Raw genomic sequence first — 23,824 nt, 5'->3', positions numbered from 1 at the left:
CGAACAGCGCACACCCCGACAATGGGGTGTGCCAGGCCACCTTTATCTAAAACAATAAAAATAATCTGCACCGGAGCCGATCATGTCGATTAATTCTCATGAGAATGCTGTTATTGATAAGGCAAGTGAAAAAAAATCCCCGGGGAAAATGCGGTTTGTGGTCCTCACCGTGCTTTCTGTCGGAATTGCCATTAACTATATCGATCGCGCGGCAATGAGCGTGGCGATCCCCTTTATGTCCCAGGATCTTCATCTCTCCAGCACGGATACTGGTCTGCTGCTCTCCGCATTTTTCTGGAGTTATGTTTTGTTTCAACTGCCAGGCGGCTGGCTGGTTGATAAATTTGGCCCCAGAATCACCTTTGCCTTCAGCAGCCTGGGTTGGGGCCTTGCCACGGTAGCCTGCGGGCTGGCTAACGGGTTGGCATCGCTGGTGGGATTCCGGTTTGTACTGGGGGCCGTGGAAGCCCCCTGCTATCCTGCCAGTTCATCGACGGTCACCCGCTGGTTCCCCCGTCAGGAACGCAGTTTCGCCGCCGCGACCTTTAATAACGGCAGTAAGATTGGCGGCACGCTGGCCATTCCGATTATCTCTTTCCTGATCGCGCTGGTTGGCTGGCGAATGACCTTTGTGATCTCCGGCGCGATAGCCATGTTCTGGGCGGCTGGCTGGTATTACTGGTATCGCGATCCGCGGGATCATAAAACCGTTACGGCGGCTGAGGTGGCGTTTATCGAAGCCAATCAGGATGCCGATACCGGGGCGCCAATGAGCGTGCGCCAGCTGTTAGGCCAGCGTACCGTGCAGGCTATGATGGCCGGATTTTTCTGTATTAATTTCGTTTCTTACTTCTTCTTCACCTGGTTCCCAACCTATCTGGTGGAGACCTTCCATCTTTCGCTGATGAAGTTCGGCCTGCTGGGCATGCTGCCAGGTGTGGCTGCCATTATCGGTGGCTGGTGTGGCGGCCTGCTCTCTGATGGTCTGGTTAAACGCGGTGTCTCGCTGACGACCGCCAGAAAAATCCCGCTGGTGGGCGGTATGCTTGGCAGCGCAGTGATTGGCCTGGCGGCCTTCTCTCCGACTGTTACCCTGGCACTTTGCGCCCTCTGCTTTGCCAACTTTGCGGCAACTTTTGCCTCGGCCGCCCTGTGGGCGCTGCCCTCTGACGTGGCCCCTAACCGTGCCAACGTTGCCACCATCGGCGGTATTCAGAATATGGCAGCCAATCTCGCGGGTATCATCTCGCCGATCCTGATTGGCGTAGTGATGCAGTTTACCCATTCCTTTGTTATCCCGCTGGTACTGGCCGGGATTGTAGGGCTGGCCGGTGCGCTGATTTATGCCTTCTGGCTGCCTTCGGTGAAACCCATGCAGCTTAATCAAGCTTAAGGACGTGACTTATGACCCTTTCACCACGCTGGATACGGCGACCGGACCACTCAACCTGGGGCGATTTCGGCCCGGACGATCAGCTGGGACGCCTCAATCTGCTGACCGCAGAAAAAGTGAAAGAAGGTATTGCGGAAGTGCAGACCGGGCAGACGTTCTGCCTGAGCCTGCCGCTGGATCTGCCGGGTGGCACCGGCATGAATCCGCGTCGCCCTGCGCCAAAACTGGCAGCCACACGCCGGGGTGAAAACGCCAATATGACCTATCCCCTGTCACGGGATGATAACCGTCTCACAGACATCATCTGTGACGATACGGTCACGCTGGCTTTGCAGTACTCCACGCAGTGGGACAGCCTGGCACATATGGGACAGTGGTTTGATGTGCAGGGCAAGGGTAAGCCGGAGATGGTGTTCTACAACGGTTACCGGGCAGGCATCGATATCATCGGCGAAACGGACTACAGCGGAGGCTGTGGCTGTTCACAAGGCAGCCACCTGGGCGCAAAAGCGTTAGGGATTGAAAACATGGCAAAGCACGGCATTCAGGGTCGTGCAGTAATGATTGATATCAAAAAGCATTTTGGTATTGAGCGCTTTGCTTTCGGCTTTAAGCACCTGATGCAAATCATGGAAGAGGATCGTATTACCATACGTCAGGGCGATCTGGTCTGCTTTCGCACCGGGATGGATGAAGCCATTATCCACATGGCAGGAACTCCGGATATGAGCTGGCTCAACAGCCATTTTGCCGGGCTGGACGGTAGCGATCCTGCCCTGCGACAGTGGGTGGAAGAGAGCGGCGTAGTGGCGCTGATCGCGGACAATCCGGCCGTAGAAATCCTGCCCGCCCGCCCGCTAAACGACGATTTTTACCCCTCTCATCCACTGCATGACCTGTGCCTGTTCCGGCTCGGCGTCTATCTGGGCGAGCTGTGGCATATGAGCGAACTGGCTGACTGGCTGAGCAGACATCAGCGCCACGCCTTTTTGCTGACCGCGCCGCCATTAAGGTTGCCGGGTGCGGTCGGCTCACCGGCCACACCGATAGCTACCGTATAAAAGCATCCCCTAACCCTACCCAGGCGCGAGAAAGAACCAGCAGGTCGCCGCGCTTTTATGCATTGTGAGGCATCACTATGAGTAGCACATCGCAACAGGACGTCGATATCCCTCAGGCCGATCATAAACTTCCCTCAACCGTGCGGGGTTATGTCCGCAGCTTCGGTCCCGGACTGGTGCTGGCCATGACTTTCCTGGGAACGGGCGACCTGGTCGCCTCGACCGTGGCCGGGGCTAATTACGGTTATGACCTGCTCTGGACGCTGGTGATCGCGCTGCTGGCCCGTGGCTTTATGATCTCCTACATCGCCAAATACACCCTGATGAACCGCTTTGGCGACAATGACATCGTTCAGGGATATAAGCGTGTGTGGCGGGGTTTTCCGCTGTTCTTCGGCATCCTGATAGCCATTGTCGCGCTGGTGGTGCAGATGAGTTTTCTGCGTGCCGGGGCGGTGGGACTTTATCAGCTGTTTAACAAGGCAGGCGGTGAAAACTGGGGGGTCTTTCTCTGGAGTCTGGTAATTGTGGCGATGACCCTGCTGATGATGGTCACCCGCAATCAGTATCGCCATCTGGAGACGCTGGCTCGCATAGCCTCGGTGATTATGATTGGCTCATTCCTCTATGCGATGTACAAGGTGGGCCATTTTGATTTCAGCGGTTTCCTGCGCGGCCTGACGTTTGGTCTGCCGGAGAATGCCGGACCGTTTTTTGCGGTGTTTATAGCCGTCTCTACCATTGGGGCAATTGGCGGCTCCACCAGCAATCTGCTTTACCCTGGCTTTATGCGTGATAAAGGGTGGGTAGGCCCCAAATACCGCAGGCTTCAGCAACTTGATTTGCTGTTCGGGATGCTGCCAATGCTGGTGATCAACGTCCTGTTCTGGAGCGTTGCCGCTGAGGTGGTTCACGGGTCGGGCAATACCATCGCTGATGAAAACGATTTATCCGCCATGATGGCTTCCGTAGTGGGGCCTGTCGGCCCTTATCTGCTGTGGACCTGTATTTTTCTCGCCAGCTTCACCAGTTTTCCTTCCCAGTCACGGGGCTTCTGTTCACTGATTTTCAGCTGCGTACATCATGCCGGAAAGCTGAATGAGCGCTATGCCACACCCGACGACAATCCGTGGTTCAAGCGGGTGCAGATTGGGGTGTATATCATTTTGCCGATTATCGTCACCATGCCGGGTGCGCCAGACCTGGTGATGCTGAATATTCTGGGGACCAGCGTGGCCACCTCGCTGGTGCTGCCACCGCTATTGATTGGGTTGTTCATTATGACCAGCCGGAAACGCTATATGCTGGAGGGCCAGGCAAACCGCCTGTGGGAGCAGGCGCTGCTGGGGGTAATTTCCCTGATTGGGATTTGGTCTACCTTTGAGATTGTGCGTAACTTCTTCCGGCAGATTGCGCACATTTTCTGAAGCATCGCTTAATGATTCGGGCGCTGGCAACAGCGCCTGACCGTTACCGGCCCTGTAAAAACTCGCGGTAGGCCGCAATCACCGCGAGGAAATCCTCCACGCCGCAGAAGCACAGGCTCTCTTCGTCGTAGTGGCTCATGCCCTCTTCCATCTCATCGCCTTCCACGCTCATCAGATTAGCGCGGACAATGACCTCTTCCTCATCAAGCCACAGCGTGTATTCATGCCCAATCCGCTGCCACTGGCGCTCACTGCCTTTGACTTCAAGCACTGCGGCTTCCACTTCATCCAGCAGGGCAAGGTTGCCCTCCACCTCTTCATTAAACCAGTGACCCACGGCCTCATGCCCCATCGACATCCGCACTTTCACCCCACCGGTGACGTCACGCAAAAACTCATATTCCATGGTGCTGTCCTCTTACCTGCCTGACCTGTAATGCACTGATTAAGTGCATTTTCCGCGCACTGCGCGCTTTTTATGAGGGATAACCCGCATTATCGCAGCCTGCGCGGCGAAAAACAGCGGTTTAAGGGCCATTTTTACAGTATGGCGCGTTTATTGCCTGATCACCCCGTCAGTTGAAAATGCCTTCCCCTTTCGTCCACAATGAGGCTCTGCGATGGAATTGAAATGGTTCGAAGATTTCCTGAGTGTTGCACGCTGCTGTACGTTTACCCGCGCCGCTGATGAACGGCATATTACTCAATCTGCTCTCAGCCGCCGCATCCGGCAACTGGAAGAGTGGCTGGGTGTTCCCCTGTTCGATCGTAAAACTTACCCTGTAACCTTAACGCCCGAGGGCCAGGCCTTCCTGATCACCGCCAGCGACACGGTTTTTGCCATGGGGCACCTGCGCGGTGAATTGCACCAGCGCTATGAGAAGCGCACCTCTGTGCTGCGGTTTGCCATGTTAAATACCCTGTCACTGACCTTTTTCCCCGACTGGATCGAACAGATCAAACAGCATCATGAGTTGGGCTATATCAGGCTGTGCGATCAAAAACCGTCGTTCGTCGAGCATATTGCCCAGTTAAGATCCGATGAAACCGACTTTTTGCTGACCTACGCCCATGACTCTGTGGCCTTGATCCAGCAGTTGAAAAACTACCCCATGTTGCAGTTAGGTAAAGAACGCGCCATTGCCGTCTGTCGTCCTGACAGCGACGGCAAACCTCTGTATCCCATTGGCGTCAGCCAGGATCCGATCCCCTTTCTCAGCTACGGTCATCACTCTTTCTTTGCTCATGCGCTGGCAAAGTCGGAACCGATCCGATCCCTGCCGCTGGTACCGATCTATGAAAACGGTATGTCGATCAATCTCAAAGCCATGACCATGGCCGGCAGCGGCGTGGCCTGGCTGCCCGAGAGCCTGCTAAAAAGCGAACTGGAAAGCGGTGCGCTGGTCAGGGCTGGCACCGCACGCTGGGATATGCCGCTGGATATTCGTCTTTACCGCCAGCCTGTTTTACGGGCCGCCTCAGCGGAGACTTTCTGGCAAAGCGCGCTGGCCTGCGAGAAAACCCCTTCTGCGGCCTGACGCACAGAAACTATGCAATTCTGGAATGGGGCAGGCAAATTGCTCATTGGTAATAAGCCGCCCCTCTCTTGCATGCTGAAACCAGCCCGGTCAAGCCGGATCGGTTTCTTACCCGCACATCTTCTCTGGGGACAACCATGCAAAATAAAGAGTCAGTCTGGAAGCTGGTGGATCAACACCGTGCCGAATTCTGCGATCTAAGCGATCGTGTCTGGGGCATGCCTGAGATCTGCTATACCGAATACCGCTCGGTGGCGGAACACACGGCGATGCTGAAACAGCAGGGTTTTCGGGTTACCGAAAATGTGGCTGAGATCCCGACAGCCGTGATGGGCGAAGCTGGAGAAGGTGGCCCGATTATCGCCATTCTCGGCGAGTATGATGCACTGCCTGGTTTGAGCCAGGAATCCGGCGTGGCTTACCCCTCCCCTTTGCCTGGCAATGGTCAGGGCCACGGGTGTGGGCACAATCTTCTGGGTTCGGCAGCCATGCTGGCCGCTACCGCGCTGAAAGAGTGGCTGGCCGAAACCGGTCTGCCTGGTCGCGTAAGATATTATGGTTGTCCGGCAGAGGAAGGCGGCGCGGCTAAATCCTTTATGGCTCGGGCTGGCGCCTTTGATGGTGTGGATGTAGCCATTACCTGGCATCCCAGCGGTCATCATGAAGTTGCCAAAGCCCTCTCACTGGCTAATACCCGGATGGATTTCTTCTTTACCGGTCGCGCTTCTCATGCCGCCGCATCGCCCCATTTAGGGCGCAGCGCGCTGGATGGCGTTGAGCTGATGAATGTTGGCGTCCAGTACCTGCGTGAGCATGTACCTCAGGATTCCCGCATTCACTATGCGATGCTGGATTCCGGTGGAATTGCTCCCAACGTGGTACAGGCAAAAGCTGCCGTTCGCTATGCCATCCGCTCCCGCGATGTGCACGCCATGTTTGAATTAAACGAACGCGTGAAGCGCGTAGCCGAAGGTGCGGCGTTGATGACCGACACTAAAGTCGACATCAGCATCATGAGCGCCGTCTCTAACCTGCTCGGCAACCGTCCTCTGGAAGAGGCGATGCAGCGTAATTTTGAGGCGCTGGGCACCGTCCAGTTCGACCAGGCGGACCTGGCTTTTGCCGCTGAAATCCAGTCCACGCTGAGTGCAGAAGAGATCGCCAGCGATTACCGCAAAGCGGGTGTAAAACCGGCCAATCCCAAACCGCTCAGCGACTTTATTATCCCGCTGGATACCCACGGCGAAACCATGATCGGCTCCACCGATGTTGGCGATGTCAGTTGGGTTATCCCTACCGTACAGGCGCATGTGCCTACTATGGCCCTGGGCACACCAGGCCACTCCTGGCAGCTTACCGCACAGGGCAAAATGCCTGCGGCTCACAAAGGCCTGACGCACGTTGCCAAAATCATGGCCGCCACCGCCATCGACGTGCTCACCGACAAAGTGCTGCTGGCCCAGGTAAAAAAAGCCCACTTTGAGCAAACCAGTGAAACCCCTTACCACTGCCCTATCCCTGCCGGGGTTAACCCGCCGATCCAGCCGCGACCGGACACGCTGTAATTTTTGCTTACTCTCTGGGAGTCATTTGATGTCAAAAATAAACAAGCTTACCGCCGCCTTGCTGGTTACGGGCTGTGTTGGCACGGCCGCTCAGGCCGCTACTCCGCCAGATTCGCTGGTGATGGCCTGGAATATTGATGCGATCAGCACCTGGGATCCTGCGCAGATTGGCGAGGTGGTCACCAACGAGATCGTGATGAACACCTGCGATACGCTGGCCTCTTTCGATACCAAAGATGAGATGAAAGTTGTCCCTGAGCTGGCAAAAAGTTGGGACGTCTCTGAAGACCGCAAGCAAATTACTTTCCACCTGCAACCCAACCTCAAGTTTGCCGATGGCTCCCCTGCTACCGCGGCTGACATGGCCTGGTCGTTGCAGCGCGTAGTGAAACTTGGCTACGGCAATGCCGCCACGCTTAAAGAGTATGGCTTCAGCAAAGAGAACGTCGATCAAACAATCACCGCGCCGGATGCCACCACGCTGATCATGAAATTTGATAAAGCCTATCCCACCAACCTGGTGTTACAGGCGATAGCCGCAAACAATGTTGCCACCCTGCTTGACCGTAAACTGCTTGAGAAACAGGCCGTGGGTGACGATTTGGGCCACAAATATCTCTCCACGCATACCGCCTGCGTAGGCCCTTACCAGCTGATGAGGTGGAATGCAGGCGAAGGCGTTGTCCTGCAGGCAACGGCAAATTACTGGGGAACGCAGCCGGTTCTGAAACGTATTCTGATCCGTCACGTTGCGGAAACCGGTACGCAGCGTCTGCTGCTGACTCAGGGGGATGTGGATATCGCCCGCGATCTTTCGGCTGACGATCTGAAAACGCTGGATCAGGGCGGTAAGGTCAGGGTCGAAAAAGTCCTGAAACCGCAGCTGTTCTTCTGGACCTTCAACAATGAAGATCCGATTTTCAAAAATGAAAAAGTCCGTCTGGCGATGCGTTACCTGATCGATTACGACGGGCTGGGTAAAAGCGTGATGCCTTATCTTGGCGTGCCGCGTGCCAGCTTTGCCCAACAGGGGGCTTTCGGTGCGCTGGATGCCAAAGAGGGCCAACCTTTTAAACTCGATCTGGTGAAAGCCAAACAGTTGCTGACCGAAGCGGGCTATCCCGATGGCTTCTCAGCTTCGGTGATTTTTGGCACGCTGCCCCACTCTGCACCCATCGCGCAGAGCATTCAGCAGAACGCTGCGAAAGTGGGCGTGAAACTGTCGCTGGAACGCATGGCCAATGCCCAGTTGTTCAGCCGTGCCCGTGGCCGCGAATTCCAGAGCGCAATGATGGCCTGGCAGACATCCGTGCCTGATGCTTACGGCAACGCTTCCCGTCTGGTTTATAACCCCGATAACCGCAAAGAGGCACGCGCCACCCAGTATCCGAGCTGGCGTGCGGCTTATTACGACGAGACGATGAACAAAGCCGTCAATGCTGCCCTGCTGGAGCCTGACGACGACAAACGCATCGCGATGTATGCCGATTTACAGCGTGAACAGATGCAGAAAGGACCGATGGCGATCATGTTCCAGATGTACAACTCCGCCGGTATCAGTCCTGCGGTGAAAAACTGGACCTGGAACGGTTTCCGCGTGTGGTATGGCGCTGCATCGAAATAAAGGGGGCGGATATGTCGCAGGTCTTAGCTGAAATCACAGGCCCCTCGCCTTTCTTCAGGGCAGGGAAGCGAGTGCTGAAAGGCACATTCTCCATTTTCTGCACGCTGCTGGGGCTGGCGGCACTGACCTTCTTTATTGGCCGCTTGCTGCCCATCGATCCTGTGGTGGCAGTGATTGGCGACAACGCCAGTCAGGAAGCCTATGACCAGATGTTCCACCAGTTAGGGCTGGACCAGCCGCTGTGGAAACAGTTTATCGACTATCTCTGGCAGCTGGCGCATCTGGATTTTGGCACGGCGCTGACCACCAGCCAGCCGGTTGCGCAGGATATCGCCCGCGTCTTCCCCGCCACGCTTGAGCTGGCTACCGTGGCGGCAGTCATGGGCGTCGGGCTGGGCATTCCGGCAGGCGTGTTGTCTGCGATGTACCGCAACTCGTGGTTTGATCATCTGATCCGCTTTGTGGGTTTGCTGAGTTATTCCACACCGCACTTCTGGCTCGGCCTGATGGGCTTACTGCTGTTCTATGCCTCACTGGGCTGGACTGGCGGACCCGGTCGGATTGATTTTATGTATGAGTTTGACCTGAAACCCGTTACCGGTTTCTGGTTGATTGACAGCGCCCTGAGCGGCAACTGGGCGGTATTTAAAAACGTTTTCGGCCATATCATCCTTCCCGCCTCGATTCTGGGCCTGAGTTCACTGGCTTATATCAGCCGGATGGTGCGCAGTTTCATGATCGATCAGCTTTCTCAAGAGTACATCATCACTGCGAGGGTGAAGGGACTGTCCTGGGCGCGCTGCGTCTGGATCCACGCTTTACGAAATATCGCCGTACCCACGCTGACCGTGGTCGCCCTCTCCTGGGCCTGGCTGCTGGAAGGGGCGGTACTCACTGAAACTGTGTTTGCCTGGCCCGGTTTTGGTCGTTACCTGACTAACGCCCTTCTCGCCGGCGATATGAATGCGGTAGTGGGCTGCACCCTGCTTACCGGTGCCATTTTCGTGGCGCTTAATCTGCTGTGCGACCTGCTTTACCGTCTTTTCGATCCACGTACCCGTCAGGAGGATCAATGACCGATTCCATCGATAAATTGCAGTCCACAGGGGCGAGACCTGGCCTGCGAAGCTGGCTGAGTGCTCCGGTGCCCGGCTCCCCTTTCCAGGCCCGGATGCAGCAGATGTGGATCCAGTGGCGGCGGTTTTGTGCCAACCACTCTGCGCTGTTTGGTTTGCTGGTGTTACTGATTATCGCCTTTGCCGCATTGTTTGCCCCCTGGCTGAGCACTCACGATATCTTCACGCAGGATTTAGCTCATCGCCTGCAACCCCCCAGCGCCAGCTTCTGGCTGGGCACCGACGAGCTGGGGCGGGATATCTACAGCCGCCTGTTGCACGGTGCCAGAATCACCCTCTATATCGCCTGCCTGACGGCGGTAATCATTACCCCACTCGGCTTACTGATCGGCACCAGTGCGGGTTATCTTGGCGGCTGGGTGGATACCGTTCTGATGCGGCTGGTGGATATTTTTCTGGCCTTCCCCAGCCTGATCCTGGCGCTGGCTTTCGTGGCGGCCCTGGGGCCGGGGATTGAAAATGCCATCATCGCCATTTCGCTCTCTTCCTGGCCACCCATTGCCCGTCTTGCCCGCGCTGAAACCTTGTCGATCCGTAAGATGGATTACATAGCGGCCGTGCGTCTTCAGGGGGCCAGTTCATTACACATTATTCTCCGCCACGTCATTCCGATGTGCCTTCCTTCGGTGGTGGTCCGCGTCACGCTGAATATGGCAGCCATCATCCTTACCGCCGCAGGACTCGGTTTTCTGGGACTGGGTGCACAGGCGCCCAGCCCGGAATGGGGCGCGATGCTGGCCTCGGGCCGCGAATTTATGCTGAACAATGGGTTGATCGCCGCGATCCCTGGTTTAGCCATCCTTTTCACCAGTCTGGCCTTCAACCTGCTTGGCGATGGCCTGCGTGACGTAATGGATCTTCGCCATGACTGATACCCTGCTGCAGGTTAAAAACCTGAATATCATCTTCAAAGGCGCGCATGAAGATCATCATGCGGTACGCGATGTCTCTTTCAGCGTGGGCCGTGAGAAACTGGCCATCGTGGGCGAATCGGGTTCGGGAAAATCGCAGACCTGTCGCGCCCTGCTGAAACTTACCCCGAAGATCGGCAGGATCAGCGCCGACATGATGCAGTTTGCCGGTATCGATCTGTTACATGCCAGCGAACGGCAGATGCGCACTATCCGGGGCAACCGGATTTCGATGATCCTTCAGGATCCGAAGTTTTCGCTGAATCCGCTGATGCGTATCGGCGACCAAATCTCTGAGGCTTATCGTCTGCACAGTAAAGCCTCAAAAACGGAAGCCAAAGCCAGAGCGCTGGCGATGCTGGAGTCGGTGCATATCCGCGAAGTGGAGAAGGTTTACGCCCTCTATCCTCATGAAATTTCAGGCGGGATGGGCCAGCGAGTGATGATTGCCATGATGCTGATCCCCGAGCCGGATTTGATTATTGCCGATGAGCCGACCTCCGCGCTGGATGTCACGGTGCGTCAGCAGGTGCTGAGCATTCTTGATGAGTTGCTGACCAGACGAAATACCGGCCTGCTGTTTATCACCCACGATCTCAATCTGGTGTCGCGCTTTTGCGACCGCGTACTGGTGATGTACGCCGGGCGGATTGTCGAGGAGATTGCCGCCGATCGGCTGCATGAAGCGCAGCATCCCTATACTCAGGCGCTGCTCGCCAGCCAGCCCCGGCTGCACCATCCGGTGGAGATGCTGAGCGTGCCAACGCGCGATCCCGCCTGGCTTCAGGGGCCAACCTTTCGTCACGGAGTCGCCTTATGATCCCCACTCAGCAACGCAGTATTGAAACGCTGGATCTGACCATCGCCTTTGGTCAGGGAACCCAGCGCCGCCGCGTGGTGGATCGGGTCAGCTTTATGCTGGAAGCGGGAGGATCTTACGGGCTGATTGGCGAATCGGGCTGTGGGAAATCCACCATTTTACGGGCGCTGGCCGGGCTGAATCACGATTATCAGGGCGCGATCCTGTTCGATAACAAAGAGCAGCATCCCGTGCGTGATAAGCCCTTTTATCGCCAGGTGCAGATGGTTTTTCAGGATCCTTATGCCTCTTTGCATCCCCGCAAGATGGTTTACAACGCCCTGCTGGAACCGCTGAAACTGCACGGCCTTGATCGCCCTGAAGAGCGGATCAGCGAAGTGCTGAACGCGGTCGGGCTCAGTGATGCTTTTCGCTATCGCTATCCTCATCAGCTTTCCGGGGGCCAGCGCCAGCGAGTGGCGATTGCCCGTGCGCTGATTATGGAGCCTTCAGTGTTGCTACTGGATGAACCTACCTCTGCGCTGGATGTTTCGGTGCAGGCTGAGATCCTCAACCTGCTTGCAACCATGCGCCAGCAACGCCAGCTCACTTATCTGATGGTGACGCATGACCTGGCGGTGGTGACGCATCTCTGCCAGCGCATCGGCATTATGCATCAGGGAAAAATGCTGGAAGAGCTGAGTGCCGATCAGGTCCGTAATGGCAACGCCCGCGAAGCCTATACACAGCGCTTTCTGGCCGCCAGTGAAGCCTGAACTTTGGAGTGGTATTTATGACTGTCATTGAATCTATTGCTGCGTGGTGCGCTCGCGAGCCACGCTTCAGCGCTGATGCGCATCGTCTCGCACGGGAAGCTATCAGCGATACCCTGGCCTGTCTGTATGCCGGGCAGGATGACTTCTCCACCTTAGCTGTTAAGCAGGCCTGGGCGGGTTATGAAAAGCCGCCTGCAGCCATAGTGGCCCTGATCAATGCCACCGCAGCCCATGCCATCGATTACGACGACAACTTTGGGCCTGGCATGAGCCATGCTTCTGCGGTGCTGGTGCCCGCCCTGCTGGCGGTAGCGCTGGAAGAGAATGCCAGCGGAGAAGCGCTGGTGAAAGCCTATCTGATTGGCCTTCAGGCACAGGCATTTGTCGGCGAGATGGTCAGTTCATCTCATTATACGGCGGGCTGGCATGGCACCTCGACCATTGGCTGCATTGGTACAGCGGCTGGCGTTGCCTGGCTCAAAGGGCTGGATCAGGCGGGGATCGCCAGAACATTGTCCATCGCCGTGAGTCTGGCAGGCGGCGTCAAAGGCCAGTTTGGTACGCCGCTGAAACCTTTTCATGCCGGCATGGCTGCCCGCAATGCGGTCGAGGCGGCCAACCTTGCGGCCACAGGTATGAGTGGCAGGCTGGATATTCTGGAAGGGGAAATGGGGTTTTATGAGCTCTTTGCCGGGTCGGGGCGCTGGCAGGATAAAGCCGGACGCTGGCTTACCGACCCGCACCACATTATTGAAACCACCGGCGTGATGCCGAAAAAATATCCCTGCTGCGGCTCCACGCATCGCGTGCTGGATGTGATTGCCGATTTGCAGAGCAGCAATGATTTCTCAGTAAAAGATGTGGAGTCGGTGAGCTGTAAGGTGGGCATATCAAACTTCAGAAATCTGGCCTATACCGTACCAGAAGATGAGATGCAGGCCCGGTTTTCGATGAATTATTGCGTCACCCGGATGCTGGAAGCGGGAACGTTGAGCGTGGCAGATTTTAAACCTGAGCAGGTTAAGATTCAGGCCCGTCATCCCTTAATGTCACGTATCACCATGAAAAGCTGGCGGCCAGAGGAAGAGGCACAGGCTGCCAGTCTCCCTCATCTGGTAACGCTGACGTTTAAGGATGGCCGCACCTTACATCACCAGCGGCTTAGTGCCAGAGGCTCGCTGGATGAACCTTTCAGTCATCAGGATCGCCAGCAAAAATTCGCCGACTGCTGCGCGCAGTTGTCCGGTGCCGGAGAAATTTATCAGCGGCTTGATAAGCTGGAAGAAGAAACAGAGCTGACATTTTTGCGCCAGATGCTGGTTTAGCGCCGGAAGAGGAAACGACTTCAGAGTTTATGTGGGAGCGGCTGGTTTAACTAAGAAGGATCGATTGGGGATTTCTGCGGGTCATATTGGCGCAGATCTGCAAAAAGGTCTGGAATGGATGTTCGCAGGACAGGCGAGTCTGGGAGGTTTTCAACATTGTTGGGAACAGGCTGATGAAGCATTCAAAAAGGGAGGCTGGTCAGCCTCCCTTTTCATTTATACCGCGGTCTGGAAAATCACGCCGTCGGCTTTTTCAGTGTACTGAGCCAGCTGATCGAAGTTCAGATAACGGTAGGTATCCACCGCTGTCTTATCGACCTGTGACATAAACTGCTGATATTCGTCCGGGGTAGGCAGTTTGCCTAACAGGGACGCTACCGCAGCCAGTTCGGCTGAAGCCAGGAACACGTTGGCACCGGTGCCAAGACGGTTCGGGAAGTTACGGGTAGAGGTGGAAACCACCGTCGCACCGTCTGCCACACGCGCCTGGTTACCCATGCACAGTGAACATCCCGGGATCTCGATACGCGCACCGCTCTTACCAAAGACGCTGTAGTAGCCCTCTTCTGTCAGCTGTGCCGCATCCATCTTGGTTGGCGGAGCTACCCACAGACGGGTAGGCAACTGGCCTTTGTGGCTGTCCAGCAGCTTACCAGCCGCACGGAAGTGGCCGATGTTAGTCATACAGGAGCCGATAAAGACTTCATCAATCTTCTCGCCCTGCACGTCAGACAGCAGACGCGCGTCATCAGGATCGTTCGGTGCACACAGGATTGGCTCCTTGATGTCCGCCAGATCGATCTCAATAACTGCCGCGTACTCTGCATCCGCATCGCCTTCCAGCAGATTCGGTTCAGCCAGCCATTTTTCCATGCCCTGGATGCGACGTTCCAGCGTACGACGGTCGCCGTAGCCTTCAGAGATCATCCACTTCAGCAGCACGATGTTGGAGTTCAGGTACTCAATGATCGGTGCCTGGCCCAGCTTGATGGTACAGCCCGCAGCGGAACGTTCGGCAGAGGCGTCAGAAAGCTCAAACGCCTGCTCCACTTTCAGCTCTGGCAGACCTTCAATTTCCAGGATGCGGCCGGAGAAGATGTTTTTCTTGCCCTTCTTCTCAACGGTCAGCAAGCCTTGCTTGATAGCGTACAGCGGGATGGCATGAACCAGATCGCGCAGGGTGATGCCCGGTTCCATTTTCCCTTTGAAACGCACCAGCACAGACTCAGGCATATCCAGCGGCATTACGCCGGTAGCGGCAGCAAAAGCCACCAGGCCCGAACCTGCCGGGAAAGAGATCCCGATCGGGAAACGAGTATGGGAGTCACCGCCTGTGCCCACGGTATCCGGCAGCAGCATACGGTTCAGCCAGCTGTGGATAATGCCGTCGCCCGGACGCAGCGAGACGCCGCCACGGTTCATAATGAAGTCTGGCAGCGTGTGGTGTGTAGACACATCAACAGGCTTAGGATACGCCGCTGTGTGGCAGAAGGACTGCATCACCAGGTCGGCAGAGAAGCCCAGACACGCCAGGTCTTTCAGTTCATCACGGGTCATTGGACCGGTGGTGTCCTGTGAACCTACAGAAGTCATTTTAGGTTCGCAGTAAGCGCCCGGACGGACACCTTCGGTGCCACAGGCACGGCCAACCATTTTCTGCGCCAGCGAGTAGCCGCGAGTGCTCACCGCCACATCTTTCGCCTGGCGGAACACGTCACTGTGCGGCAGGCCCAGCGCTTCACGCGCTTTGGTGGTCAGGCCACGGCCGATGATCAGCGGAATACGTCCGCCTGCACGGACTTCGTCCAGCAGCACTTCGGTTTTCAGTGCGAACGTTGCCAGTACTTCACCGGTTTCGTGATTCTTCACTTCACCTTTGTACGGGTAGATGTCAATCACATCGCCCATGTTCAGGTTAGCCACATCGACTTCGATCGGCAGTGCGCCTGCATCTTCCATGGTGTTGAAGAAGATTGGGGCAATGTTGCTGCCCAGCACCACGCCGCCACCTTTTTTGTTTGGCACAAACGGCAGGTCGTCACCCATAAACCACAGCACCGAGTTGGTGGCGGATTTACGGGATGAGCCGGTTCCTACAACGTCGCCCACATAGGCAAGCGGATAGCCTTTGGCCTGCAGGGCTTCGAGCTGCCTGATCGGGCCTACATTACCGGCGTCATCAGGTTCAATGCCTTCACGGGCATTCTTCAGCATCGCCAGCGCGTGCAGAGGAATATCAGGGCGTGACCAGGCATCCGGTGCCGGAGAGAGGTCATCGGTGTTAGTTTCGCCGGTGACTTTGAAGACGGTAACGGTAATTTTTTCTGCCAGCTCGGGACGTGACAGGTACCATTCGGCATCAGCCCAGGATTTCAGGATCTGTTGGGCATGAGGGTTACCCGCTTTGGCTTTTTCTTCCACATCGTAGAAGCTGTCAAACATCAGCAGGGTATGGGACAGGGCTTTTGCCGCGATCGGGGCCAGCTTCTCATCGTCGAGCGCATCGATCAGCGGATGAATGTTGTAGCCGCCCTGCATGGTGCCCAGCAGTTCCACAGCTTTCTCAGGAGTAACCAGAGGAGAGGTCGCTTCGCCTTTAGCGACAGCAGCCAGGAAGCCAGCTTTCACGTAAGCCGCTTCGTCCACGCCAGGTGGGACTCGATTGATTAACAGATCAGACAGGAATTCTTCTTCACCCGCTGGCGGGTTTTTCAGCAGTTCAACCAGCGCGGCCATTTGGGAAGCATCTATCGGTTTAGGAACGATCCCTTCGGCTGCACGCTCGGCAACGTGCTTACGGTATTCTTCTAGCACGACGTTCTCCTCGCTCACATTGTAATGGCATTCCGGACGCCCACAGGTTGACAGCGTATGAGTTGCGTTTTTTCTGTAGGGTATAGCGCCCGGTTCCGCGAGGGGCAGCATAGCAGGATTTCGCTTGCATGTTAATCTGTTTACAAAAAAGCAACATTATAGTGCCGCTAATTGTGCCTTTATTTGCAGGCCAGGCAATACCATAACCCAGGGCTATGGCCGATGCCGTCAGGGATGAAAGGAAGTTATTACCCACAGTAAAATTAGGAATTACTCTTAGAAGACTTTTGTGATTGCAACAGCATAATGGTCCTGGAGCGAAAGGTAATTTGGTTTGGAAGATTCGTGCAGGCCGTTAAATTATGTTAATAAAGTGTCTCAGCAAGGTGGTCAGGCCGCTTTATTGTACAGAGTGAAATCGAAATGAATGGCCTCGTAAGGGAATAAACAGCCTGCATCTGTCTTATCGATAATTCCACATTTAATCAGTGCAGTGACATCAGTGTGCACGGCTTTGACATCACGGTTAATCAACCCGGCAATCGCTCTGAACGTCAGTTCTCCGGCGCCTGTCATTGCATTCAGAATCGCCATTTTCTTTGGCGTTAACGTCTTATGCAGCTCATCAAATGTCAGGAAAGAGATAACGTTCCCTTCGGCTGCTTTTTCACCTTTCAACGCTGCAAGTGTCGATCTCTTCACCTCTTCCAACGAGGCAATTCTGATAGTTACCGTAGTCATTGTATTACCCCCTGAGTTTTTCAACATCGTTAAAGAAATCGTTAATCAGTGCTTCAATAGTGGTGAAATCGGTTTTTATTTCGCTCTCGCCACGATGTTTATGATCTCCTTTTCCTCGCTCGTTGTCGTAACGCATCAGGCAAAGTTCATTAACAATATAGGCAAAACTGTATTTATACCTGTGAAGGCTACCTGCAACAGCTGGATCTACTTCCCAAATAACAAGCGTGATAAAAGAGTTTTCATCCAGTATCACTCTTTCCCTTCTGAACAACTGCGCGCCCATGACGTTAAGCCTCCCTGCTTTCTTGTTGTAAAAAATAACAACACGACACTATGTTGTCAATTACCCCAACAAACAGTGAAGCTTGCAATCGCCACCATCAGGCAAAAAAAACGGCCCCCATTTGGGAGCCGTGATGCAAACCGGTCAGCGACTTACTTCTTCTTCGCTTTCGGGTTTGGCAGGTCGGTGATGCTGCCTTCAAACATCTCAGCAGCCAGACCCACGGATTCATGCAGCGTTGGGTGAGCATGAATGGTCAGCGCGATATCTTCGGCATCACAACCCATCTCAATAGCCAGACCGATCTCACCCAGCAGCTCGCCGCCGTTGGTGCCGACAATCGCTCCACCGATGACACGGTGAGTTTCTTTGTCAAAGATCAGTTTGGTCATGCCGTCTGCACAATCAGAAGCGATAGCACGGCCTGATGCCGCCCAAGGGAAGGTCGCTGTTTCGTAGCTGATGCCCTTCTCTTTGGCTTCTTTCTCGGTCAGACCTACCCAGGCAACTTCTGGCTCAGTATAGGCAATCGATGGGATCACTTTCGGATCGAAGTAGTGCTTCTTACCGGAGATGACTTCGGCTGCCACGTGGCCTTCATGAACACCTTTGTGCGCCAGCATTGGCTGACCGACGATATCGCCGATAGCGTAGATGTGCGGTACGTTGGTACGCATTTGTTTGTCGACGCGGATAAAACCACGGTCGTCGACTTCCACGCCAGCCTGACCTGCGTCCAGACCTTTACCGTTAGGAACGCGGCCAATTGCCACCAGCACAGCATCATAACGCTGCGGTTCGGCAGGTGCTTTTTTGCCTTCCATTGAAACGTAAATGCCATCGTCTTTTGCTTCAACGGCGGTCACTTTGGTTTCCAGCATCAGGTTGAACTGCTTACTGATGCGTTTGGTGAAGACCTTCACCACGTCTTTGTCGGCTGCCGGAATAACCTGGTCAAACATTTCAACCACGTCAATCTGTGAACCCAGCGCGTGATACACGGTCGCCATTTCCAGACCGATAATACCGCCACCCATGACCAGCAGACGCTCAGGAACTTCTTTCAGCTCCAGTGCATCGGTGGAATCCCATACGCGGGGATCTTCATGAGGGATAAACGGCAGCTGAATCGGACGTGAACCAGCGGCAATAATAGCGTTGTCGAAGTTGATGGTAGTGGCACCATTCTCACCTTCAACCACCAGCGTGTTAGCACCGGTGAATTTACCCAGACCAGTGACCACTTTAACTTTGCGGCCTTTCGCCATGCCAGACAGACCGCCGGTCAGCTGGTTGATGACTTTTTCTTTCCAGGCACGAATTTTGTTGATATCGGTCTGCGGCTTACCGAACACGATACCGTGCTCTTCCAGGGCTTTAGCTTCTTCAATCACTTTCGCGACGTGCAGCAGCGCTTTGGAAGGGATACAACCCACGTTCAGACAAACCCCACCGAGGGTGCTGAAACGCTCAACGATGACGGTCTCCAGACCTAAATCGGCTGCGCGGAAGGCTGCAGAGTAACCTGCAGGACCAGCCCCAAGTACCACGACCTGAGTTTTAATTTCTGTACTCATCATGACCTCTTAGTTAACCGCTGGGATATTCATTCATCCACCGGTACATTTACACCGCAAGAGTTTACAGAATTGTTAACAGACTGCAAACCGCTTGATGCGAAACGCTTTCAACTACCTTGTCGACTCAGATTCTTGAAAGTCGGCTATGAGAAGGCCGGCAAAAGCCGGCCTTGTTTTGTTTACATCACCAGACGGCGGATATCAGCCATGAGGGTTGCGATGTAAGCGGCAAAGCGCGCACCCGCTGCGCCATCGATCACCCGGTGATCGAAGGAGAGCGACAGAGGCAGCATCAGGCGAGGAACGAACTCTTTGCCGTTCCAGACCGGTTCCATCGACGATTTAGAGACGCCGAGGATAGCCACTTCCGGTGCGTTGACGATGGGGGTAAAGGCTGTACCGCCAATGCCGCCAAGGCTGGAGATAGTGAAGCAACCGCCCTGCATATCGCTGGCCGTCAGCTTACCGTCACGCGCTTTCTTCGAAATCACCGACAGCTCATTCGACAGCTCAATAATGCCTTTCTTATTGACGTCTTTGAACACCGGAACCACCAGACCGTTTGGCGTATCTACCGCCACACCGATGTTGATGTATTTCTTCAGCGTCAGCTTCTGCCCATCTTCAGACAGTGAGCTGTTGAAACGTGGGAACTCTTCCAGCGCTTTGGCAGCCGCCTTCATGATGAACACCAGCGGGGTGATCTTCAGATCCAGTTTCTTCTTAGCCGCTTCGTCGTTCTGCTGCTTACGGAAGTTTTCCACTTCGGTGATGTCAGCTTTGTCGTGCTGGGTAACGTGAGGGATCACGATCCAGTTACGGCTCAGGTTAGCACCAGAAATTTTCTGAATGCGGCCCAGCTCGACTTCTTCAATCTCACCGAACTTGCTGAAGTCCACTTTCGGCCATGGCAGCATGCCAGGCATTCCGCCACCGGCAGCCGCCGCTGGCGCAGACTCGGCACGCTTAACCGCATCCTTAACGTAAGACTGAACGTCTTCTTTCAGAATACGGCCTTTGCGACCGGTGCCTTTGACCTTCGACAGATTCACGCCAAACTCACGGGCCAGACGACGGATAACCGGCGTGGCGTGCACATAAGCGTCGTTTTCTGCGAATTCGCCTTTGGCTTCAGCTTTAGCCGGTGCAGGTGCCGCTTCGGCCTGTTTAGCCGGAGCCGCCGCTTCTTCTTTTTTCGCAGCCGGAGCAGCAGCTGGCGCAGCGCCCTCAACTTCGAAGACCATCAGCGGAGAACCGGTTTTCACTTTATCGCCGGCAGAGACTTTGATCTCTTTAACGGTGCCTGCGAACGGTGCAGGGACTTCCATAGAAGCTTTATCGCCTTCCACGGTGATCAGTGACTGCTCGGCAGTGACTTTATCGCCCACTTTCACCATGATTTCGGTGACTTCAACTTCGTCGCCGCCGATGTCCGGCACTTCAACGTCTTTCACGCCAGCAGCAACAGGGGCAGAAGCCGCCTCTTCTTTCACTTCTGGTTTCGCTTCAGCCGGAGCGGAGCCTGAACCCGCGGTTTCGAAGATCATGATCATCGAGCCGGTGCTGACTTTATCGCCAGTAGCAATTTTGATCTCTTTCACGGTACCCGCGAAAGGTGCAGGCACTTCCATAGAGGCTTTGTCGCCTTCCACGGTGATCAGAGACTGCTCAGCTTCAACCTTGTCGCCCACTTTTACCAGGATCTCGGTGACTTCAACTTCATCAGAACCGATATCAGGAACGTTTACGTCCTTGCTCTCAGCCTGTGCAGCCGCCGCAGGTTTAGCTTCTTCTTTTTTCTCTTCAGCCGGTGCAGGGGCCGCTTCCGCAGCGCCTTCGGCAGATTCGAAGATCATCATCAGCTTGCCGGTTTCCACTTTATCGCCGGTAGAAATTTTGATCTCTTTCACCACACCAGCCTGTGGGGAAGGCACTTCCATGGAGGCTTTATCGCCTTCCACGGTGATCAGCGACTGTTCAGCTTCAACTTTATCGCCTACCTTCACCAGAATTTCGGTGACTTCCACTTCATCTGCACCGATATCCGGCACGTTAATTTCGATAGCCATTACTCTTACCTCTTATGCCAGACGCGGGTTGACTTTATCGGCATCGATATTGAATTTGGTGATCGCTTCCGCCACCACTTTCTTATCGATTTCGCCGCGTTTAGCCAGTTCACCCAGAGCCGCAACCACCACATAGGACGCATCCACTTCGAAGTGGTGACGCAGATTTTCACGGCTGTCAGAACGACCGAAACCATCGGTGCCCAGTACGCGGTAGTCGCTGGCTGGCATGAAGGTCCGGATCTGCTCGGCAAACAGTTTCATGTAGTCAGTTGACGCCACGGCCGGTGCATCACTCATGATCTGAGCAACATAAGGCACACGAGGCTCTTCTGTTGGGTGCAGCATGTTCCAGCGCTCACAATCCTGGCCATCACGCGCCAGCTCAGTGAAGGAGGTTACGCTGTAAACGTCAGAACCCACGCCGTAATCTTCGGAGAGGATCTTAGCCGCTTCACGTACGTGACGCAGGATAGAACCTGAACCCAGCAGCTGAACCTTGCCTTTGCTGCCTTCTACCGTATCCAGCTTGTAGATACCCTTACGGATACCCTCTTCCGCACCCTGCGGCATCGCAGGCATGTGGTAGTTTTCGTTCAGCGTGGTGATGTAGTAGTAGATGTTTTCCTGCGCTTCACCGTACATACGTACCAGACCGTCATGCATGATGACTGCCACTTCGTAGGCATAGGCTGGATCGTAAGAGATACAGTTAGGGATAGTCAGAGACTGAATATGGCTGTGGCCATCTTCGTGCTGCAAACCTTCACCGTTCAGGGTGGTACGGCCAGAGGTGCCGCCAACCAGGAAGCCACGAGCCTGCTGATCGCCTGCTGCCCAGCACAGGTCACCGATACGCTGGAAACCGAACATGGAGTAGTAGATGTAGAACGGGATCATTGGCAGGTTGTTGGTGCTGTAAGACGTTGCCGCCGCCAGCCATGAAGCGCCTGCGCCCAGTTCGTTGATCCCTTCCTGCAGGATCTGACCTTTTTCGTCTTCTTTGTAGTAAGCAACCTGCTCGCGGTCCTGCGGGGTGTACTGCTGACCGTTAGGGCTGTAAATACCAATCTGACGGAACAGACCTTCCATCCCGAAGGTACGGGCTTCATCGGCGATGATTGGCACCAGACGATCTTTGATCGACGGGTTCTTCAGCATCACGTTCAGGGCACGCACAAAGGCGATAGTGGTGGAGATCTCTTTGTTCTGCTCGTCCAGCAGCTGACGGAAGTCTTCCAGCGCTGGCATTTCCAGCTTCTCGCTGAAGTTTGGCTGGCGGGTTGGCAGGTAGCCACCCAGCTTCTCACGCTGGCCGTGCAGGTATTTGTACTCTTCAGACTCTTTGTCGAAGGTCACATACGGCATTTTTTCGATGTTGGCATCGTCAACCGGCACGTTGAAACGATCACGGATATAGCGCACGCCATCCATGTTCATTTTCTTCACCTGGTGAGCGATGTTTTTGCCTTCAGCGGTTTCGCCCATACCATAGCCTTTGATGGTATGTGCCAGAATAACCACAGGTTTCCCTTTGGTATCCTGCGCTTTTTTCAGTGCCGCGTAGACTTTCTTAGGATCGTGGCCGCCACGGTTCAGTGACCAAATCTCGTCGTCGGTCATATCTTTGACCAGGGCTGCGGTCTCCGGATATTTCCCGAAGAAGTGCTCACGCACATACGCGCCGTCGCGGGATTTGAAGGTCTGGTAGTCACCGTCAACGGTTTCGTTCATCAGCTGAACCAGTTTGCCGCTGGTATCTTTACGCAGCAGTTCGTCCCAGCGTCCGCCCCAGATAACTTTGATCACTTCCCAACCGGCGCCAGCAAAGATGCCGTCCAGTTCGTTGATGATTTTACCGTTACCGGTGACCGGGCCATCAAGGCGCTGCAGGTTACAGTTGATGATGAAGACCAGGTTGTCCAGCTTCTCACGGGTAGCGATAGTGATCGCACCCTTGGATTCCGGCTCATCCATTTCACCGTCGCCCAGGAAGGCATACACGGTTTGCGCCGCGGTGTCTTTCAGACCACGATGCTCAAGGTACTTCAGGAATTTAGCCTGATAGATCGCACCGATTGGACCCAGACCCATTGATACAGTCGGGAACTGCCAGAAATCAGGCATCAGTTTCGGGTGCGGGTAAGACGACAGACCTTTACCGTGCACTTCCTGACGGAAGTTGTTCAGCTGGTCTTCGGTCAGGCGGCCTTCAAGGAAAGCACGCGCGTAAACGCCAGGAGAGATGTGGCCCTGGAAGTAGACCAGATCGCCGCCATCTTTTTCGCTGCGCGCACGGAAGAAGTGGTTGAAGCACACTTCATAAATCGTCGCGGAAGACTGGAAGGAGGACATGTGACCACCCAGCTCCAGATCTTTCTTCGAGGCACGCAGAACGGTCATGATGGCGTTCCAGCGGATCGCGGAACGGATACGACGTTCAAGAGAGGTGTTGCCGGGGTAATCCGGTTCATCTTCCACGGCAATAGAGTTGACGTAGTTGCGGGCGCTGACGCCTGCTGCAACCTTCACGCCACCTTTACGTGCTTCACTCATGACCTGATCGATCAGGAACTGCGCACGCTCAACACCTTCTTCACGGATGACCGATTCGATCGCCTGTAGCCAGTCGCGGGTTTCGATCGGATCCACGTCATTGTGTAAACGTTCTGACATGGGGGTATTCCTTATCTGTGTCTAATACGTTGAATTGTCTGGAGCCTGTCCCGCTGTGCTCTGCGGTAAAGCACAGTGAGACAGGCTCGTCGTTTATACCCAG

Annotated in this window: 18 protein-coding genes; 11 read left to right on the top strand and 7 right to left on the bottom strand. The window is 55.0% G+C overall.

The genetic code is table 11. The features are described 5' to 3' along the window. Positions 1 to 82: 82 nt before the first annotated feature. The 3 genes from VRC33_RS04200 (at position 83) to VRC33_RS04190 (ending at position 3,881) form a co-directional block, all read left to right on the top strand. Positions 83 to 1,393, top strand: a complete 1,311-nt coding sequence (locus VRC33_RS04200; RefSeq protein ID WP_338561159.1) for an MFS transporter — start codon at positions 83 to 85, stop codon at positions 1,391 to 1,393. 11 nt (positions 1,394 to 1,404) lie between these two features. Continuing rightward, positions 1,405 to 2,454, top strand: a complete 1,050-nt coding sequence (locus tag VRC33_RS04195) for a cyclase family protein (protein ID WP_338561157.1) — start codon at positions 1,405 to 1,407, stop codon at positions 2,452 to 2,454. A gap of 77 nt (positions 2,455 to 2,531) precedes the next feature. Next, the gene (locus tag VRC33_RS04190; protein WP_338561155.1) at positions 2,532 to 3,881 is read left to right on the top strand and encodes an Nramp family divalent metal transporter; all 1,350 of its coding nucleotides are present in this window, start codon (positions 2,532 to 2,534) and stop codon (positions 3,879 to 3,881) included. A gap of 43 nt (positions 3,882 to 3,924) precedes the next feature. On the opposite strand, the gene yacL is transcribed toward VRC33_RS04190, so the two are convergent. Continuing rightward, positions 3,925 to 4,287, bottom strand: coding sequence for a protein YacL (gene yacL, locus VRC33_RS04185; protein WP_338561152.1), 363 nt, complete (start codon positions 4,285 to 4,287; stop codon positions 3,925 to 3,927). A gap of 214 nt (positions 4,288 to 4,501) precedes the next feature. Between yacL and VRC33_RS04180 the strand changes: the two genes are divergently transcribed. From VRC33_RS04180 to VRC33_RS04145, 8 genes are all read left to right on the top strand, one after another. After that, the gene (locus tag VRC33_RS04180) at positions 4,502 to 5,419 is read left to right on the top strand and encodes a LysR family transcriptional regulator (protein WP_338561150.1); all 918 of its coding nucleotides are present in this window, start codon (positions 4,502 to 4,504) and stop codon (positions 5,417 to 5,419) included. A gap of 137 nt (positions 5,420 to 5,556) precedes the next feature. Further along, a complete protein-coding gene (locus VRC33_RS04175) occupies positions 5,557 to 6,984 on the top strand; it encodes a M20 family metallopeptidase (protein ID WP_338561148.1) in 1,428 nt (475 codons plus the stop codon). A gap of 28 nt (positions 6,985 to 7,012) precedes the next feature. After that, positions 7,013 to 8,608 (top strand): ABC transporter substrate-binding protein, encoded by a 1,596-nt coding sequence (locus VRC33_RS04170; RefSeq protein ID WP_338561146.1) that lies wholly within the window; start codon positions 7,013 to 7,015, stop codon positions 8,606 to 8,608. A gap of 11 nt (positions 8,609 to 8,619) precedes the next feature. Continuing rightward, positions 8,620 to 9,684 (top strand): ABC transporter permease, encoded by a 1,065-nt coding sequence (locus VRC33_RS04165; RefSeq protein WP_338561144.1) that lies wholly within the window; start codon positions 8,620 to 8,622, stop codon positions 9,682 to 9,684. Between the two features lie 104 nt (positions 9,685 to 9,788). Beyond that, positions 9,789 to 10,616: an ABC transporter permease gene (locus tag VRC33_RS04160; protein WP_338564038.1), complete on the top strand. Its 828-nt coding sequence runs from the start codon at positions 9,789 to 9,791 to the stop codon at positions 10,614 to 10,616. After that, positions 10,609 to 11,475 carry an ABC transporter ATP-binding protein gene (locus VRC33_RS04155; protein WP_338561142.1) on the top strand — a complete coding sequence of 289 codons (867 nt, stop codon included), beginning with the start codon at positions 10,609 to 10,611 and terminating at the stop codon, positions 11,473 to 11,475. The genes VRC33_RS04160 and VRC33_RS04155 overlap by 8 nt, the downstream gene beginning before the upstream one ends. Next, positions 11,472 to 12,230, top strand: coding sequence for an ABC transporter ATP-binding protein (locus VRC33_RS04150; RefSeq protein ID WP_338561138.1), 759 nt, complete (start codon positions 11,472 to 11,474; stop codon positions 12,228 to 12,230). The genes VRC33_RS04155 and VRC33_RS04150 overlap by 4 nt, the downstream gene beginning before the upstream one ends. Before the next feature lie 17 nt (positions 12,231 to 12,247). Beyond that, complete coding sequence (locus VRC33_RS04145) at positions 12,248 to 13,555, top strand: MmgE/PrpD family protein (RefSeq protein WP_338561136.1); 1,308 nt, start codon at positions 12,248 to 12,250, stop codon at positions 13,553 to 13,555. Between the two features lie 216 nt (positions 13,556 to 13,771). Here VRC33_RS04145 and acnB read toward each other — a convergent pair whose 3' ends face one another. The 6 genes from acnB to aceE form a co-directional block, all read right to left on the bottom strand. After that, positions 13,772 to 16,369 carry a bifunctional aconitate hydratase 2/2-methylisocitrate dehydratase gene (acnB, locus tag VRC33_RS04140; RefSeq protein WP_338561133.1) on the bottom strand — a complete coding sequence of 866 codons (2,598 nt, stop codon included), beginning with the start codon at positions 16,367 to 16,369 and terminating at the stop codon, positions 13,772 to 13,774. Between the two features lie 390 nt (positions 16,370 to 16,759). After that, a complete protein-coding gene (locus VRC33_RS04135) occupies positions 16,760 to 17,110 on the bottom strand; it encodes a glycosyl transferase family 1 (protein WP_338561130.1) in 351 nt (116 codons plus the stop codon). A gap of 4 nt (positions 17,111 to 17,114) precedes the next feature. Next, complete coding sequence (locus VRC33_RS04130) at positions 17,115 to 17,396, bottom strand: DUF6516 family protein (protein WP_338561128.1); 282 nt, start codon at positions 17,394 to 17,396, stop codon at positions 17,115 to 17,117. A 152-nt stretch (positions 17,397 to 17,548) separates the two neighbouring features. Beyond that, positions 17,549 to 18,973: a dihydrolipoyl dehydrogenase gene (lpdA, locus tag VRC33_RS04125; protein ID WP_338564035.1), complete on the bottom strand. Its 1,425-nt coding sequence runs from the start codon at positions 18,971 to 18,973 to the stop codon at positions 17,549 to 17,551. A gap of 182 nt (positions 18,974 to 19,155) precedes the next feature. Beyond that, entirely contained in the window at positions 19,156 to 21,045 is a 1,890-nt protein-coding gene (aceF, locus tag VRC33_RS04120; protein WP_338561126.1) for a pyruvate dehydrogenase complex dihydrolipoyllysine-residue acetyltransferase, read from the bottom strand. A gap of 12 nt (positions 21,046 to 21,057) precedes the next feature. Continuing rightward, positions 21,058 to 23,721: a pyruvate dehydrogenase (acetyl-transferring), homodimeric type gene (aceE, locus tag VRC33_RS04115; protein ID WP_338561123.1), complete on the bottom strand. Its 2,664-nt coding sequence runs from the start codon at positions 23,719 to 23,721 to the stop codon at positions 21,058 to 21,060. Between the last annotated feature and the right edge of the window lie 103 nt (positions 23,722 to 23,824).

The organism is Erwinia sp. E_sp_B01_1 (genome assembly GCF_036865545.1).
Lineage (GTDB): Bacteria > Pseudomonadota > Gammaproteobacteria > Enterobacterales > Enterobacteriaceae > Erwinia.
This window is presented reverse-complemented; position numbering and strand designations above follow the sequence as displayed.

Excerpts from the sequence above, each read along its gene's own strand:
- VRC33_RS04170 (WP_338561146.1), top strand. The coding sequence starts at position 7,013 with ATGTCAAAAATAAACAAGCTTACCGCCGCCTTGCTGGTTACGGGCTGT.
- VRC33_RS04130 (WP_338561128.1), bottom strand. The coding sequence starts at position 17,396 with ATGGGCGCGCAGTTGTTCAGAAGGGAAAGAGTGATACTGGATGAAAAC.
- lpdA (WP_338564035.1), bottom strand. The coding sequence starts at position 18,973 with ATGAGTACAGAAATTAAAACTCAGGTCGTGGTACTTGGGGCTGGTCCT.
- VRC33_RS04195 (WP_338561157.1), top strand. The coding sequence starts at position 1,405 with ATGACCCTTTCACCACGCTGGATACGGCGACCGGACCACTCAACCTGG.
- aceF (WP_338561126.1), bottom strand. The coding sequence starts at position 21,045 with ATGGCTATCGAAATTAACGTGCCGGATATCGGTGCAGATGAAGTGGAA.
- VRC33_RS04160 (WP_338564038.1), top strand. The coding sequence starts at position 9,789 with ATGTGGATCCAGTGGCGGCGGTTTTGTGCCAACCACTCTGCGCTGTTT.
- VRC33_RS04135 (WP_338561130.1), bottom strand. The coding sequence starts at position 17,110 with ATGACTACGGTAACTATCAGAATTGCCTCGTTGGAAGAGGTGAAGAGA.
- VRC33_RS04175 (WP_338561148.1), top strand. The coding sequence starts at position 5,557 with ATGCAAAATAAAGAGTCAGTCTGGAAGCTGGTGGATCAACACCGTGCC.
- VRC33_RS04145 (WP_338561136.1), top strand. The coding sequence starts at position 12,248 with ATGACTGTCATTGAATCTATTGCTGCGTGGTGCGCTCGCGAGCCACGC.
- VRC33_RS04165 (WP_338561144.1), top strand. The coding sequence starts at position 8,620 with ATGTCGCAGGTCTTAGCTGAAATCACAGGCCCCTCGCCTTTCTTCAGG.
- VRC33_RS04150 (WP_338561138.1), top strand. The coding sequence starts at position 11,472 with ATGATCCCCACTCAGCAACGCAGTATTGAAACGCTGGATCTGACCATC.
- yacL (WP_338561152.1), bottom strand. The coding sequence starts at position 4,287 with ATGGAATATGAGTTTTTGCGTGACGTCACCGGTGGGGTGAAAGTGCGG.
- VRC33_RS04200 (WP_338561159.1), top strand. The coding sequence starts at position 83 with ATGTCGATTAATTCTCATGAGAATGCTGTTATTGATAAGGCAAGTGAA.
- VRC33_RS04180 (WP_338561150.1), top strand. The coding sequence starts at position 4,502 with ATGGAATTGAAATGGTTCGAAGATTTCCTGAGTGTTGCACGCTGCTGT.
- VRC33_RS04190 (WP_338561155.1), top strand. The coding sequence starts at position 2,532 with ATGAGTAGCACATCGCAACAGGACGTCGATATCCCTCAGGCCGATCAT.
- aceE (WP_338561123.1), bottom strand. The coding sequence starts at position 23,721 with ATGTCAGAACGTTTACACAATGACGTGGATCCGATCGAAACCCGCGAC.
- VRC33_RS04155 (WP_338561142.1), top strand. The coding sequence starts at position 10,609 with ATGACTGATACCCTGCTGCAGGTTAAAAACCTGAATATCATCTTCAAA.